This window comes from Mesorhizobium sp. P2_E9, from assembly GCF_056403815.1.
The window spans coordinates 120,930-135,289 of record NZ_JBFUET010000003.1 but is presented as its reverse complement, the minus strand read 5'-3'; the positions used below and the strand labels follow the sequence as shown (position 1 = coordinate 135,289).

The window sequence follows — 14,360 nt, the reverse complement described above, 5'->3', positions numbered from 1 at the left end:
ATGGCCGAACGGTTCCAGAGCTTCGGCCTTGCCACGCCATCGGCGCCGCGTGCGATCCACGCCGACGACGCCATTGCGCTGCTGAAGGGCGGCCAGGCGAAGGAAGGGTCGCTGTTGGCCTATGGCAATGGGCGGTCCTATGGCGATTCCTGCCAGAATCTGGCCGGCGCGGTCGTCGATATGCGGACCCTGAACCGTATCCGCGCCTTCAATGCCGAGAGCGGTGTGATCGAGGCGGACGCCGGCGCGTTGTTGTCGGATATCATCGCGCACGCAGCACCCTACGGCTTCTTCCCGGCTGTCGTTCCGGGCACGCAATTCGTGACGCTCGGCGGCGCCATTGCCAATGACGTGCACGGCAAGAACCATCACCGGCGCGGCACGTTCGGCTGCCATGTCGAGAGCTTCACGCTGCTGCGGTCCGATGGGAAGAGCTATCGTTGTTCGGCCACGGACAATCCGCGACTGTTTGCGGCGACGATCGGCGGCATGGGGCTGACCGGCCTGATCCTGTCGGCCTCGATCCGGCTGATGCGGGTGCCTTCGCTCGACATCGTCGAGAAGACGACGCCGTTTGCCGATCTCGGCGAATTCTTCGATCTGGCCGAGGTGGCGGACCAGGCCAATGAATATGCCGTCGCCTGGATCGACCAGCTCGCCAGTGGCCACAACAGCGGGCGCGGCCTGCTGTTCACCGGCAACCACGCCGAGCATGGCTCGCATGCGGCCGCGCGCGCCGGCGGCACTCTTGCTGTGCCGTTCCAGCCGCCCTTCAATGTGCTCAGCCGGCCGTTCCTGATCGCTTTCAACGCCGCATATCGGTGGAAGAAGAGCCGGGCCACGGTACCGCGCCAGACCGGCTATCAAGGCTTTTTCTTTCCGCTCGACGGCGTGCGCGACTGGAACCGGCTTTATGGCCCCAAAGGGCTGTTCCAGCACCAGAGCGTGGTGCCGGAAGAGGCCGCGCGGATCGTCGTGCCGGAACTGCTCGCCACGGCCCGGCGGGCCGGGCAGGGCTCTTTCCTCACCGTTCTGAAACGCTTCGGTTCGATCCGCTCGCCGGCGCTGCTGTCATTCCCCAGGCCCGGTTACACACTGACGCTGGATTTCCCCAACAAGGGAGCGGCGATGTTTGCCCTGCTTGGTGAACTCGACCGCATCACCATCGCGGCCGGCGGGGCGGTCAACCCCTACAAGGATGCGCGCATGAGCGCTGCAGTTTTCGCCGCCTCCTTTGCGGACTGGCCGAGGCTGGAAGCGCTGCGCGACCCTGCCTTCATGTCCGATTTTTGGGCGCGCACGGCTGGCGGCATCGACCTGCGGCGGCGTGGCGCCGACGTCGCGGAATAGATAAAATTGGAATGAATCGTGGTTAGAGAATGATTAATTATAAGATTTACTCAAAACATTCTTATGAGTTCACGAAATCTTTTCAGCTTTGTATTACTCGATGACACGGGGTGGGTGAGCAGGCATGAAATATATCGTCTTCATTCTCTTTACGGTCATGACCAATGCCGCTGCGCAGCTGATGCTGAAGCAAGGCATGATGTCGCTTGGACCGATCTCGTTCGAGGGCGTCAATCCGCTCGTCAAACTGCTGCAGATCGTCTTCAGCCCCTGGGTGTTCCTCGGCCTTTGCACCTTCGTCATTTCGATGGCCTCGCACCTTTATGTGCTGTCCAAGGTCGAGCTTTCCTTCGCCTATCCTTTCCTCAGCCTCGCCTATGTCGCCGTCGCCATCTTCGCCTATTTCGTCTTCCGCGAAGACCTCAATGGCTGGCGCATCGCCGGCATCGCCTTCATCTGCGTCGGTACCGTGCTGATCGCGCAAAGTGGGCGAGTGCATGAGGACCAGACCGCTTCCATCACGCCCGACAAGATCCCTGCAAACGAGACCGTTCGATGAGACATGTGATTTTCGGCGGTGACGGCTTCGTCGGCCGTCACCTTGCCCCGAAGCTTGTGGCCGATGGCGAAGAGGTTCTCGTCGCCGATATCGTCAAGAGCGACCTTGCGCATTACCGCAATGTCCGCTTCGTCCAATGCGACGTCACCGATCCTGCCTCGGTCACGGCGGTTGGGCTGAAGGCCGACGACATGGTCTACAATCTGTCGGCCAAGATGCTGTCGCCGATCCAGGTGCGCGCCAAGCGGCACGATTTCTTTTTTCCGGTCAATTTCCATGGCACCGAGCACATCATGCAGGCCATGGACAAGGCCGGTGCACCAAAACTCGTCCACTACACGACCGACATGATCTACGGCCACACGGTCACCCAGCCGATGACCGAGGAGCATCCGGTCGCGCCGCTCGGTGAGTATGGCTGGTCGAAGCAGAAGACTGAGGAACTGGCAGCCGAATGGCGCAAGCGCGGCATGTCGATCTCGCTGTTCCGGCCGCGTCTGATCATCGGCCCCGGCCGGCTGGGCATATTGGAAAAACTGTTCAAGCTGATCGACTGGAATTTTCCCGTGCCGATGATCGGTTCGGGCAGGAACCCTTATCAATTCATCTCGGTGTTCGACTGCGCCGAGGCCGCGCGTGCGGCCTGGAAAGCCGGCGTGCCCAACGAGGCCTACAATCTCGGCTCGCTCAACCCGCCGCCGGTGAAGAAATTGCTCGGCGACCTGATCCGGCATGCCGGCTCGAAATCGATCCTGCTGCCGACGCCCGGCTGGGCGGTCAAGCGCACGCTCGACCTGCTCGATCTCATGAACATGCCGATCATGGATCCGGAGCAATATCTGATCGCCGACGAGGAGTGCGTGCTCGACGTGTCCAAGGCCGAGCGCCAGCTCGGCTGGGTGCCGCAGTATCGCGACGAGGACATGCTGATCGCCGCCTATAGCGAGTACCGCGCCAAGAAGGCCGGTCCCACTGTGGCCACCAAACATGTGCCCGCCGAATAGCGGGCCTGCCAAACGTTTTATGCGCACGACTCGGGTCGTAAGCGCGGACAGGAGATTGAAATGACCGTCATGGCCAAGCCCGAACAGACCAATGCGCGCACCATGGTCAGCGCGCCGGCGCTGTCGCCCGCCACCATCGCCAAGCCCGATTTGATCAGCGTCGAGCAGGCCAAGGCGATGGATGTCGCCCGCATGACCGATCTGTTCAAGGCGCATCTCAACCCCGGCCAGCTGCATTTCATGAAGCTGCTCGGCTTCCACAAGATCAAGATCGAACGTGCCGAAGGCATGTTCTACATCGACCAGAACGGCCGCAAGATCCTGGACTTCTTCGGTGGCTTCGGTTCGCTGGCCTTCGGCCACAACCATCCGCGCATCCTCGAAGCGCGCAGAAAATTCCAGGAGGAGAAGCGCCAGGAGATCGCCATCGCCTTCATGTCGCAATATGCGGCCGCGTTGGCGCACAACATCGCCAAATGCTCGCCCGGCGATCTCGACATGGTGTTTTTGGGCTCGTCCGGCTCCGAAGCGATGGAAGCGGCAGTGAAGCTCGCCGAGCGCGCCGCCGGCCCGAAGCGGCCGAAAATCGTCTATGCCGAGAATTCCTTCCACGGCAAGACCAAGGGCGTGCTCGGCATCACCGACGGCCAGCTTTATCGCGCTGATTTCAAGATGGCCGAGAACACGGTGCGCATTCCGTTCGGCGACATCGAGGCGGTCGAGCGCCTGTTCCGTTCCGATCCCGAGGTCGGCGTCATCGTGCTGGAAACCATCCAGGGCGGCGGCGGCATCATCCAGGCGCCGTCGGAATACTGGCAGAAGCTGCGCGCGCTGTGCGACCAGTATGGTGTGCTGTGGGTCGCCGACGAAGTGCAGTGCGGCTATGGCCGCTCGGGCCGCTTCTATGCCTTCGAGCACTACGGCGTTGTGCCCGACGTGACGGCGCTGGCCAAGTCGCTTGGCGGTGGCAAGGCGGCGGTCGGTGCGATGATCGCCAAGCGCGACGTCTACATGAAGGCCTATGGCACGCCGAAGACGGCGATGATCCATGCCATGGCGACCTTCGGCGGCATGGGCGAGGCCTGCGTCACCGCGATCGAGGGTATCAACGTGCTCTATGACGAGGGGCTGATCGACAACGCCGCCGTCACCGGCGATTATTTGCTGCAGCGCCTGCAGGCGCTCAAGGACAAATATCCCAAGATCATCAAGGATGTACGCGGCAAGGGCTTCATGGTCGGCCTGGAGTTCCACGACTTCTCGCAGACCTTGCCGATGGTGCTGCGTCCGATCGTCAGCGTGCTGGACGACAAGCTGAAGGGCTCGTTGTCCGGCTTCGTCGGCGCGCTGCTGCTGCGCGACTATGACGTGCTCGTCGCCTTCACCGAATACAACCGCAATGTCATCCGGCTCGAGCCGCCGCTGATCTGCCAGCGCGAGCATGTCGACCGCTTCGTCGATGCCTTCGACAGTCTGCTGTCGCGCGGCATCGTGTCGATCGTGAAGGATTTCGTCAAAAGCCAGGTTCGTTGAGCGCAACAATGCTGACCAAATCTCCCGCTGCGAAAGGCCCGCTCGACCGGCTCACCGAGACCGGTCTGGCGTGGGGCGAGGGGACCTATGCGCGGCTGGCCGCACCGATCGGCGCGGCCGCCTTCGCGCTCTACCTCCTTCTGACGGCGTTCACGGCGTGGGTGATGCCCGACGCAAACTGGGACATGCTGCCCTATCTCGCAATATCGGAGGAAGGCAGCTATCCCGACGCGCAGGCGCTGCATGACTATGCCTACAGCACCGCCAAATCAGGCGTTTCGGCCGGCGACTACAAGGCGCTGACCGACGATGGCGGCGGCTTCCGCAGCCACATGACGGACAATGCCGCCGACTTCCATTCGCTGCTCGGTATGTACCGGATAAAATTCCTCTACGCCGAAATCCTTTCAACGCTGAGCGCGGTGATGTCGCCGGTCGAGGCGATGCGCTTGGTGCAGGTGTTTTCGGTGCTGCTGTTTGGCGCGATCACGCTGCTCTGGCTGCGTTCGGAAAAGGCTTTGGCGCTGGCGCCAGTGGTCGGCGCAGTGCTGATCATGGCCGATTTCGGCGACGCGGCGCGGGCTTCGACGCCGGACCTGCTCACGTCGGCGCTGCTGCTCGGCGGGCTCTACGCGTATATCAGAGGCCGCGAGGTGGCGACGGCGGTCCTGCTCTTCCTCGCCTTCATGGTGCGGCCGGACAATATTGTTTTCCTTGCCGTTTTCGCGGTGCTGCTGGTCGTCTTCCGGCAAAAGGCCTGGGGCGCGCTGGCCGGCTTTGCCGCGTCCTTCGTCGCCTATTTCGCCATTTCGCACTGGGCCCAGCATCCCGGCTGGTGGCCGCATCTGTGGTTCTCCAGCATCGAGCAGCACTACAATATGGACGGCTTCGAGCCGGCGTTTTCGGTCACCGCTTATCTCAGGGCGTTTGCGACATCGCTGCTGCGCGCCGTCAACCTGGACAGCTGGGTCGGCGTTTCGGTGCTGGCACTGGCCGGCTGGTTCGCAGCCGGCCGCGCCGGCTTCCGCCTCGACCGCCGTGCCGGCATTTTGTTCGCGGCGCTGGTGCTGGGGGCACTGGCCAAGTTCACGGTCTTTCCGATCCACGATACACGCATCTATTTTCCACACCTGATCCCGCCCTTCCTGCTGCTGGCGACGCCGTTCATGGCGCTGTGGGCAGCCGTGGCGCGTGGTCAGCATCGCGCCGCCTTGCACATCATTCCCGGAGACAAGCCATGAGTTCGCTACCCAACCTGGCGCGCATCGCCTTGTCGCTCGGCCTTCCCTCAGGCCTGCTCGATCGTGGGCCGTCGCTGCGCGGTACGAAATTCTTGGCCAAGGCGGCCATGAAAGCACGCTTCGGTGGGGCAGGGCAGCCGTTCCAGATGGTCAATGTCGGCGCCTGTGATGGCGCGCTGTTCGACGATGTGACGCCATGGCTGCACAAGATTTCCGGCGCCCGCGCCATGATGGTCGAGCCGATCCCGTACAATCAGAAGCGGCTGCGCGCCAACTATCCCGATGCGGATCGCTTCATCATCGAGCCAGTGGCCGTCACCAGGACCAAGGGCACGATCACCGTCCATACTTTCGATGCCGCAGCCCTCGAGGCCGGTACATTGCCCCTTGAATTCATAGGCTGCTCGTCGGTCACCGACACCAATCTGATGTCGGGCAAGAATGCCTGGGGCGAGGCCGACGCCAACTTCAACAAATTCGCACCGCACCTCAGGGACATCGAGGTGCCATCGGAAACACTGCAGACATTGCTCGACCGCAACGGCATCACCCACATCGACGCCTTCCTCGTCGATTGCGAAGGCGCGGACTGGATCGTCTTCGAGCAGCTCGACCTCAAGCGCTATCGTCCTGGCATGATCAAGGTGGAAGTCGGCGCGTTGCCGGCCCCGGAGATCGGCCAGGTCGTGGTCAAGCTGAAGACGGCGGGCTACCAGGTCGGCTTCCAGGCCGAGGATGTCTGGGCGTTCGCCTGACGCTGCCGTTTCTGCCTGATCATATCGGGTCGCGCCGCACCTGCGGCGTGTCGCAAACAGGCGGTAGCGTCGTCCCGGTCGCCTGCATATTGTGCGCCGATCAAGACGGGCGCCGACGCTGCCCGGAATAGCTTTGGAGTTGCGGGCAATGGCAGAGTTTCCGAAAAAGGCGAAGGTCGTCATCATTGGCCTCGGCGGTATTGTCGGGGCATCGATCGCGCATCACCTGATCGAGCGCGGCTGGGACGATATTGTCGGCATCGACAAGTCCGGCATCCCGACCGATATCGGCTCGACCGCGCATGCTTCCGACTTCTGCTACACGACCAGCCACGATTTCCTGTCTTGCTGGACGACGCTTTATTCCATCGATTTCTACGAGAAGATGGGTCACTACGCTCGCATCGGCGGCCTCGAAGTGGCTCGCATCGGCGACGACGGCCGCATGGACGAGATCAAGCGCAAGATCGCTTCGGCCAAGGCTTTCGGCACGCGGGCGCGCCTGATCGAGCCGGCTGAGATCAAGGAAAAGTTCCCGCTGATCGAAGAAGCGATGGTGCAGGGCGGCCTGTGGGACCCGGACGCCGGCCTCGTCATCCCGCGCTCGCAGACCGTTGCCGGCAAGCTGGTCGACCAGGCGGAAGCGTCTGGTAAGTTGAAATCCTTCGCCAACACTTCGGCCAGGTCGCTCGTCGTCAAGGACGGCCGCATCACCTCCGTGGTGACCGACCGCGGCACCATCGAGGCCGATTATGTCATCGTCTGCGCCGGCATCTGGGGCCGGCTGATCGCGGAAATGGTCGGCGAGGACCTGCCGGTCATGCCGATCGACCATCCGCTGACTTTCTTCGGCCCTTACAATGAGTTCGCCGGCACCGGCAAGGAGATCGGCTGGCCGCTGCTGCGCGACCAGGGCAACTCGGCCTATATGCGCGACACGGGTGACCCCAAGACCGCCGAGGGCGGCCAGATCGAATGGGGCTATTACGAAGAAAACAATCCGCGCCTTTGCCATCCGCGCGACCTCTTGGAAAAGCACGAGGCGCGGCTGTCGCCGTCGCAGCGCGACCTCGACATGGAACAGATCCTGGCGCCGCTCGAACGCGCCATGGAACTGACGCCGATCCTGGGCGAACTCGGCTACAACGAAAGCCATTCCTTCAACGGCCTGCTGCAAGTAACCGCCGATGGCGGCCCGTCGATGGGCGAAAGCCAGAAGGTCAGGGGCCTCTGGTATGCCGTCGCCATCTGGGTCAAGGACGGTCCCGGCATGGGCAAGCTGATCGCCGACTGGATGACCGACGGTCGTACTTCGATCGACCACCACGCCATCGACTATGCACGCTTCTATCCGCACCAGACCAAGGAGCAGTTCATCTGGGATCGCTGCACCGAGACGGCGATGAAGGTCTATAATCCCGCGGTGCATCCGCGCGAGCCGTTCTCCAAGGGCCGCAACATCAGGCGCTCGCCGTTCTGGGAGCGCGAGAAGGAACTCGGCGGCTACTTCATGGAACTGGGCGGCTGGGAGCGCGCCCATGGCTATGCCGCCAACGAGCACCTTTTGGAGAAGTATGGCAACCGCGTTCCCATACGTGAGAACGAGTGGGACAACCGCCATTTCTGGCGCGTCTCCAATGCCGAGCATCTGGCGATGAGCGAGGATTGCGGTATCGTCAACCTGTCGCATTTCTCGATGTATGACATCGAGGGACCCGACCATGTCGCGCTGCTGGAATGGCTGTGCGCGGCAAAGGTCGGCGGCGACAACAATATCGGCAAGGGCATCTACACCCACTTCCTCGACGAGGAGGGCATGGTGCGCGCCGACTTTACCGTCATCCGCATGGCCGACCGCTGTCGTTTGATCGATGGCGCCGACGCCGGCCCGCGCGACTTCCGCTACATGCAGCGCACCGCGCAGGACAAAGGTTTCGACGTCACCATCACCGATGTGACGGAAAAATACGTCACCATCGGCATCTGGGGTCCGAACGCGCGGGCAACCCTGCAGAAGGTGGTCGAGAATCCGGACGGGCTGTCGCTCGAAAACTTCCCCTTCGCGGCAATCAAGCCGGTCAGGATCGGCGGCAAGGATGTCACCGCTTTCCGCATCTCCTATGTCGGCGAGCAGGGCTGGGAACTGCATATGCGCTATGAGGACGGCCTTGCCGTCTGGGATGCGCTGCGCTCGACCGGCGTGATGCCGTTCGGCGTCGAGACCTATGCCAATACGCGCCGCATGGAAAAGAGCCTGCGGCTGCAGAACGCCGATCTTCTGACCGAGTACAATCTGCTCGAAGCCGATCTGGCGCGGCCGAAGGTCAAGGAGAACGATTTCTGCGGCAAGGCCAAGCATATCGAATACCGCGCCCGCGAGCATCAGCCGGCGACTTTGTGCACGCTGGTGATGACCGAAAACACCGATTCGAAAGGCGTCGCGCGCTTTCCGGTCGGCATCATGCCGGTGCTGGATCCGGCGACCGGAGAGACGCTGGTCGACGAGCTCGGCCGCCGCTCCTTCACTACATCGGTCGCCTACGGCCCGACCATCGGCAAGAACATCGCGCTCGCCTACCTGCCGCATTCGTATGCGCAGGAAGGCCGCAAGCTCAAGGTCGAGTATTTCGGCGAAACCTATCCGGTCGAAGTCGCTGGCGTCGGCTACAAGCCGCTCTACGACCCGGAGAATCTCAAGCCGCGCAGCTGATCTCCTGATGGAGCAACGGACCGACTGCAAAAGCCTGGCTTCGAGCCGGGCTTTTGTCTTCTTAACCGAGCGGTTTTCGCTTACCCTTGCGGCATGTCTGCTTTCCCGTGTGCAAGACATCTCCTTTCCGGCTGCGCCGCGCTGGTGCTGATGCTCTGGCTGGCGCCGGGATCCCGCGCGGATGAGCCGGTCGATGTCGAGCTGGTGCTGGCGGTCGACGTTTCGCTGTCGATGTCGGCGGACGAGCTCGAGATCCAGCGTCATGGCTACGCGGCGGCGCTGACGCATGACAATGTGCTGCAGGCGATCGCCGATGGCGCCTATGGCAAGATCGCCGTCACCTATGTCGAATGGGCCGGCACCAGCTGGCAGAAGGTCATCGTGCCGTGGACGGTTATTGCCAGCCGGGCCGATGCGGAAAAAGTGGTGGCGCAACTCGATGCCCATCCTCCCGACAGCGCGCGGCGCACGTCGATCTCCGGGGCGATGGAGTTCGGTGCCGATCTGTTCGCCGAGAGCGGCTACCAGGGGACCAAGCGGGTCATCGATATTTCCGGTGACGGACCCAACAATCAGGGCGCGCCGGTCAATCTCACCCGCGACGGCGTGGTCAGGCAAGGCATCATCATCAACGGCCTGCCGCTGATGACGCGTGGCGGCTTTTCCGGCGCCTACGATGTCAACGATCTCGACCGCTACTACAGCGACTGCGTCATCGGCGGCCCCGGCGCCTTCATGATCCCAGTCAACGACTGGACGCAATTTCCCGAAGCCATACGCCGCAAGCTGGTGCTGGAGCTCGCCGGCCCGGCGTCGCCGCAGTGGGCGGCGGAGGAGGCGGATCATCCGCCCGTGGTGCTGGCACAGGACAAGCCCGCCAGCGACTGCCAGATCGGCGAGAAGATGTGGCGCAACCGCAGCTGGATGTTGGACAGCCGCTAGGCCTTATCCCGGGGACATGCCTCACCATCCTGTTGATTGACAAGCCGATTGGCGTCTGTGAGACAATTCCCCCGAGATAAAACAAAAGGGGAACTCACATGAACAGGATCGCCGTTTTCGCCTCAACCTTGACGCTTGCCGCCGGATTGTCCGCGCCGGTGATGGCCGCCACCTCGGTCACCATCGGCATCAGCGGCTGGACCGGCTTTGCACCGCTGACGCTTGCCAAGCAAGCGGGGCTCTTCGAGAAGCACGGCCTCGACGTGACCTTGAAGAAGGTGCCGCAGGCCAGCCGTCCGCTCGCCATCGCCAGCGGCGACCTGCAATGCGCTGCCACCACCGTCGAGACCTGGCTGGTGTGGAATGCCAGCGGCGTGACCACCAAGCAGATTTTCCAGCTCGACAAATCCTATGGCGCCGATGGCATCGTCGTGCGCAACGACATCAAGAGCGTCGCCGATCTCAAGGGCAAGAACGTCGCCTCCTCGGCGCCGGGCACGTCGCCCTATTTCATGCTCGCCTGGGTGCTGAACAAGAACGGCATGTCGACCAAGGACGTCACCGTCGTCAATCTGGAGCCGGATGCGGCCGCGCAGGCCTTCCTCGCCGGCCAGAACGATGCTGCCGTCACCTATGAGCCATTCATCTCGGCGGTCCGCGACAAGTCCGACCAAGGCCATATCCTGGCGACCACGCTCGACTACCCGATGGTGCTCGACACGGTCGGCTGCACGCCTGAATTCCTCAAGGCCAATCCGGATGCCGCCAAGGCGCTGGCCGACAGCTATTTCGAAGCGCTCGACCTGATCAAGAAGGACCCGCAGAAATCCTACGAGATCATGGGCGCCGACGTGAAGCAGTCGGCCAAGGAATTCGAGGATTCGGCGAAGTACCTGAAATGGGCCGACAAGGCCGAGAACAAGCAGTTCTTCACCAAGGAGTTTTTGGATTTCTCCAAGACCGCCGGCGATCTGCTGCTGCAAATGGGGCTGATCAAGGAAGCGCCCGATGTTGCCACGCTGGCCGACACCAGCGCGGTGTCCAACTGATCGTCCGGCCTTTGCCCATCCTGCGGCGGCGCCTGGCGCCGCCGTCCTCTCCTGGACACGTGACCATTTGATGGGGACGATGTGAAGATGCGCCCCTTGCACCCAGTCTCGCCGGGCCTGCGAACCGTGCTCGGCATTTCCTTCTTCGTGCTGTTCGTCGCCTTCTGGGCCTGGATCACGCTTGGCGGCCACGTCAACCGCATCTTCCTCGCCGATCCGCTGTCAATGCTGCGGGATGGCTGGCGGCTGCTGGTCGAGGACCGTTTCTGGCTCGACATACTGATCACCATCTGGCGTGTCTTTGGCGGCTTCGTGCTGGCCTCGGTCGTCGCCGTGCCGATCGGCATCGCCATGGGCGCCTGGAAGCCGGTGGAAGCGTTCCTGGAGCCGTTCGTCTCCTTCGCCCGCTATCTGCCGGCGTCGGCGTTCATTCCGCTGCTCATCCTGTGGGCCGGCATCGGCGAGCTGGAAAAGCTGCTGGTCATCTTCGTCGGCTCGGTGTTCCAGATCATCCTGATCGTCGCCGTCAAGGTCGGCTCCACGCGGCGCGATCTGGTCGAGGCGGCCTACACGCTGGGCTCGACCAACAATGGCATCGTCAAACGGGTGATCATGCCGGCCAATGCGCCCGAAATCGCCGAGACGCTGCGGCTGGTGCTCGGCTGGGCCTGGACCTATGTCATCGTCGCCGAGCTGATCGGCTCATCGTCCGGCATCGGCTACATGATCATCAACAGCCAGTCGCGGCTGGCGACAGGGCAGATCATCTTCGGCATCATCGTCATCGGGCTGATCGGACTGTTGTCCGATTTCGCCTTCAAGGCCTTCAACCGCTGGCTCTTTCCATGGAGCCTGGCGTGAGCAAGCTTCTCATCGAGGGCGTCTCACGCACCTTTGCCGGCGTGCGCGGCGGACAGCCGGTCAAGGCGCTGATGCCGGTCGACCTGAAGGTCGCCGCCAACGATTTCATCACCATTCTCGGGCCATCAGGCTGTGGAAAGTCGACGCTGCTGAGGATCGTCGCCGGCCTGGAGGCGCCGAGCGAAGGCCGTGTGCTGCTCGACGGCAAGGCGGTGACGCGGCCGGGGCCGGATCGCGGCATGGTCTTCCAGTCCTACACGCTGTTCCCGTGGTTGACGGTCGCCGAAAACATCGCCTTTGGCCTGCGCGAACGCGGCATGGCGCAAAAGGAGCGGGACGGGATCGTCGCCTCCTATGTCGACCTCGTCGGCCTGAAGGGATTCGAGAACCATTGGCCGAAGCAGCTGTCCGGCGGCATGCAGCAGCGCACGGCGATTGCCCGGGCGCTCGCCAACGATCCGGAAATCCTGTTGCTGGACGAGCCGTTCGGCGCCCTCGACAACCAGACCCGTGGCCTGATGCAGGAACTGCTGCTCGGCATCTGGGAACGGCGCAAGAAGACGGTGCTGTTCGTCACTCACGACATCGAGGAGGCGATCTTCATGGCCTCGCGCGTCATCGTGATGACGGCGCGGCCCGGCCGCATCAAGTCGGATGTCGCCATCGACCTGCCGCATCCACGCCACTACACGCTGAAGACCAGCCAGGAATTCTCAGGCCTGAAGGCGCGGCTGACCGAGGACATCCGCGTCGAGGCGATGCGGACAGCTCAGGGGCAGCCGGCCGAGGCCTGATCGCGGATCAAGGCTTGATCCAGGGATCAGGCCGCCAGCAGCTGCTTGCGGTCGACGCGCTCCTGCTGCGGCGAGCGGGCATAGAGTTCGCGGTAGCATTTGGAGAAATGCGAGGCCGAGACGAAGCCGCAGGCGACCGCCACTTCGACCACCGGCATCGACGACTGGATCAGCAGATGCCTTGCGCGGTCGAGCCGGATTTCCAGATAGTAGCGGGCAGGGGAGCGGCCCATCTCGGTGCGGAACAGCCGCTCGATCTGGCGGCGCGACAGGTCGACATGGTCGGCGATCTCGATCAGCGACAGCGGCTCGGACAGATTGCCTTCCATCAGCTCGATAATGGTCAGCACCTTCGAGTTCTGCACGCCGAGGCGGGCGCGCAGCGGCAGGCGCTGGCGGTCGGTCGGGCTGCGCACGCGGTCGGTCAGCACCTGCTCGCACACACGATTGACGAGGCTCTCGTCGAAATCGTCGCCGATGAGCTTCAGCATCATGTCGAGCGCGGCGGTGCCGCCGGCGCAAGTGTAGATGTTCTGGTCGATCTCGAAGAGGTCGGCAAAGACATTGGCCTTCGGGAACGCTTCGGAAAAGCCCGGCAGGTTTTCCCAGTGGATGGCGCAGCGCTTGTTGGACAAGAGGCCGGCAGCAGCAAGGATATGGGCACCCGTGCACAGGCCGCCGACAGCGACGCCGCGATTGTACTCTTCGCGCAGCCAGGCGAAGGCCGACTTGTTCTGGTAGCGCTCGACATTGATGCCGCTGCAGACGATGGCCATGTTGGGCCGATCCGGCCCGGCCATCTTCTTGCGCTCTTCCTCAAGCGAGGTGTTGACCGCGCATTCGACGCCGTTGGAGGCGCGCACCGGCTTGCCGTCGATGCTGGCCAGACGCCAGCGATAGGCCTCGTAGCCGAGCATGCGGTTGGCCGAGCGCAACGGGTCGAGCGCGGTCGCAAAAGCGATCATGGTGAAATCGGGGATAAGGAAGAACACAAACGATCGCTTGATCGGATGCTTTACGGCGTTCAAGGGAACCTCACGCAGCCATGACGCGAACAGGATGTCGCGAATAGCATAGCGTCATCAGGAAAAACCATGCTTGTCAATCGGCTACGCTGCCTCAGTGAGACAAAATTTGCGACATGGGTCGCAAATGGGCAATTGCTGTGCGGCGTTGCCCCGAAGAGCAGCAACAACTGTCCAGCCGGTGGGCAAATGCGCAAAGGCAAAACAAAAACGCCGCCGTGGCTGGAGCCAGGCGGCGTTACAGTCTTAAGCAGCGGCAGGGAGGCGCTGCCTGGGAGAAATCTTCAGGCGACGAAGCCGAGGCGCGCCGCAGCCATGGCGCCGGTCTGGCCGGGCATGGTGTTGGCAAGGCGCTGACGCTCGAGAGCGGTCGTCAGGTTCATTTCGCGGCGGGCGAAGAGGCGGGCAAAAAGCTTCATGATCATCTCCAATCGGTTGCTCAGACGGGTCGCCTTCGCTTGATGGAGTGGGGCAGCTCGTTTGCTGGTGGTGATATAGGCTTGTGCTGCGTGAAACCAAATCGCAAAAGCGAAGCGC

Annotated in this window: 13 protein-coding genes; 11 read left to right on the top strand and 2 right to left on the bottom strand. The window is 62.7% G+C overall.

Annotation, left to right across the window (positions count from 1 at the left end):
• From AC1D05_RS06685 to AC1D05_RS06635, 11 genes are all read left to right on the top strand, one after another.
• Window positions 1–1,350 (top strand): FAD-binding oxidoreductase, encoded by a 1,350-nt coding sequence (locus AC1D05_RS06685; protein ID WP_477439362.1) that lies wholly within the window; start codon window positions 1–3, stop codon window positions 1,348–1,350.
• Window positions 1,351–1,474: 124 nt separating this feature from the next.
• Window positions 1,475–1,909 carry an EamA family transporter gene (locus tag AC1D05_RS06680; RefSeq protein WP_477439360.1) on the top strand — a complete coding sequence of 145 codons (435 nt, stop codon included), beginning with the start codon at window positions 1,475–1,477 and terminating at the stop codon, window positions 1,907–1,909.
• A complete protein-coding gene (locus AC1D05_RS06675) occupies window positions 1,906–2,913 on the top strand; it encodes an NAD-dependent epimerase/dehydratase family protein (RefSeq protein ID WP_477439358.1) in 1,008 nt (335 codons plus the stop codon). Before AC1D05_RS06680 ends, AC1D05_RS06675 begins: the two co-directional genes overlap by 4 nt.
• Window positions 2,914–3,015: 102 nt before the next feature.
• Window positions 3,016–4,446 (top strand): aspartate aminotransferase family protein, encoded by a 1,431-nt coding sequence (locus AC1D05_RS06670; RefSeq protein WP_477439930.1) that lies wholly within the window; start codon window positions 3,016–3,018, stop codon window positions 4,444–4,446.
• Window positions 4,447–4,454: 8 nt separating this feature from the next.
• Entirely contained in the window at window positions 4,455–5,687 is a 1,233-nt protein-coding gene (locus AC1D05_RS06665) for a hypothetical protein (protein WP_477439356.1), read from the top strand.
• On the top strand, window positions 5,684–6,442 hold the full coding sequence (locus AC1D05_RS06660; protein WP_477439354.1) for an FkbM family methyltransferase: 759 nt from the start codon (window positions 5,684–5,686) through the stop codon (window positions 6,440–6,442). Before AC1D05_RS06665 ends, AC1D05_RS06660 begins: the two co-directional genes overlap by 4 nt.
• 148 nt (window positions 6,443–6,590) lie before the next feature.
• A complete protein-coding gene (locus AC1D05_RS06655; protein ID WP_477439352.1) occupies window positions 6,591–9,152 on the top strand; it encodes a GcvT family protein in 2,562 nt (853 codons plus the stop codon).
• A gap of 93 nt (window positions 9,153–9,245) precedes the next feature.
• Window positions 9,246–10,094 (top strand): DUF1194 domain-containing protein, encoded by an 849-nt coding sequence (locus tag AC1D05_RS06650; protein WP_477439350.1) that lies wholly within the window; start codon window positions 9,246–9,248, stop codon window positions 10,092–10,094.
• 98 nt (window positions 10,095–10,192) lie between these two features.
• A complete protein-coding gene (locus tag AC1D05_RS06645) occupies window positions 10,193–11,143 on the top strand; it encodes an ABC transporter substrate-binding protein (RefSeq protein ID WP_477439348.1) in 951 nt (316 codons plus the stop codon).
• 87 nt (window positions 11,144–11,230) lie between these two features.
• Window positions 11,231–12,004, top strand: a complete 774-nt coding sequence (locus AC1D05_RS06640; RefSeq protein ID WP_183460440.1) for an ABC transporter permease — start codon at window positions 11,231–11,233, stop codon at window positions 12,002–12,004.
• The gene (locus AC1D05_RS06635; protein WP_477439346.1) at window positions 12,001–12,798 is read left to right on the top strand and encodes an ABC transporter ATP-binding protein; all 798 of its coding nucleotides are present in this window, start codon (window positions 12,001–12,003) and stop codon (window positions 12,796–12,798) included. The genes AC1D05_RS06640 and AC1D05_RS06635 overlap by 4 nt, the downstream gene beginning before the upstream one ends.
• A gap of 26 nt (window positions 12,799–12,824) precedes the next feature.
• Here the strand turns inward: AC1D05_RS06635 and AC1D05_RS06630 are convergent, their stop codons facing one another.
• Window positions 12,825–13,763: a GlxA family transcriptional regulator gene (locus AC1D05_RS06630; protein WP_348647147.1), complete on the bottom strand. Its 939-nt coding sequence runs from the start codon at window positions 13,761–13,763 to the stop codon at window positions 12,825–12,827.
• Between the two features lie 344 nt (window positions 13,764–14,107).
• Entirely contained in the window at window positions 14,108–14,242 is a 135-nt protein-coding gene (locus AC1D05_RS06625; protein ID WP_013894968.1) for a hypothetical protein, read from the bottom strand.
• Window positions 14,243–14,360: the final 118 nt, after the last annotated feature.

Coding starts and splice junctions, on each gene's coding strand:
- AC1D05_RS06645 (WP_477439348.1), top strand. CDS start 10,193: ATGAACAGGATCGCCGTTTTCGCCTCAACCTTGACGCTTGCCGCCGGA.
- AC1D05_RS06630 (WP_348647147.1), bottom strand. CDS start 13,763: ATGATCGCTTTTGCGACCGCGCTCGACCCGTTGCGCTCGGCCAACCGC.
- AC1D05_RS06660 (WP_477439354.1), top strand. CDS start 5,684: ATGAGTTCGCTACCCAACCTGGCGCGCATCGCCTTGTCGCTCGGCCTT.
- AC1D05_RS06685 (WP_477439362.1), top strand. CDS start 1: ATGGCCGAACGGTTCCAGAGCTTCGGCCTTGCCACGCCATCGGCGCCG.
- AC1D05_RS06680 (WP_477439360.1), top strand. CDS start 1,475: ATGAAATATATCGTCTTCATTCTCTTTACGGTCATGACCAATGCCGCT.
- AC1D05_RS06675 (WP_477439358.1), top strand. CDS start 1,906: ATGAGACATGTGATTTTCGGCGGTGACGGCTTCGTCGGCCGTCACCTT.
- AC1D05_RS06625 (WP_013894968.1), bottom strand. CDS start 14,242: ATGAAGCTTTTTGCCCGCCTCTTCGCCCGCCGCGAAATGAACCTGACG.
- AC1D05_RS06670 (WP_477439930.1), top strand. CDS start 3,016: ATGGTCAGCGCGCCGGCGCTGTCGCCCGCCACCATCGCCAAGCCCGAT.
- AC1D05_RS06640 (WP_183460440.1), top strand. CDS start 11,231: ATGCGCCCCTTGCACCCAGTCTCGCCGGGCCTGCGAACCGTGCTCGGC.
- AC1D05_RS06665 (WP_477439356.1), top strand. CDS start 4,455: ATGCTGACCAAATCTCCCGCTGCGAAAGGCCCGCTCGACCGGCTCACC.
- AC1D05_RS06650 (WP_477439350.1), top strand. CDS start 9,246: ATGTCTGCTTTCCCGTGTGCAAGACATCTCCTTTCCGGCTGCGCCGCG.
- AC1D05_RS06655 (WP_477439352.1), top strand. CDS start 6,591: ATGGCAGAGTTTCCGAAAAAGGCGAAGGTCGTCATCATTGGCCTCGGC.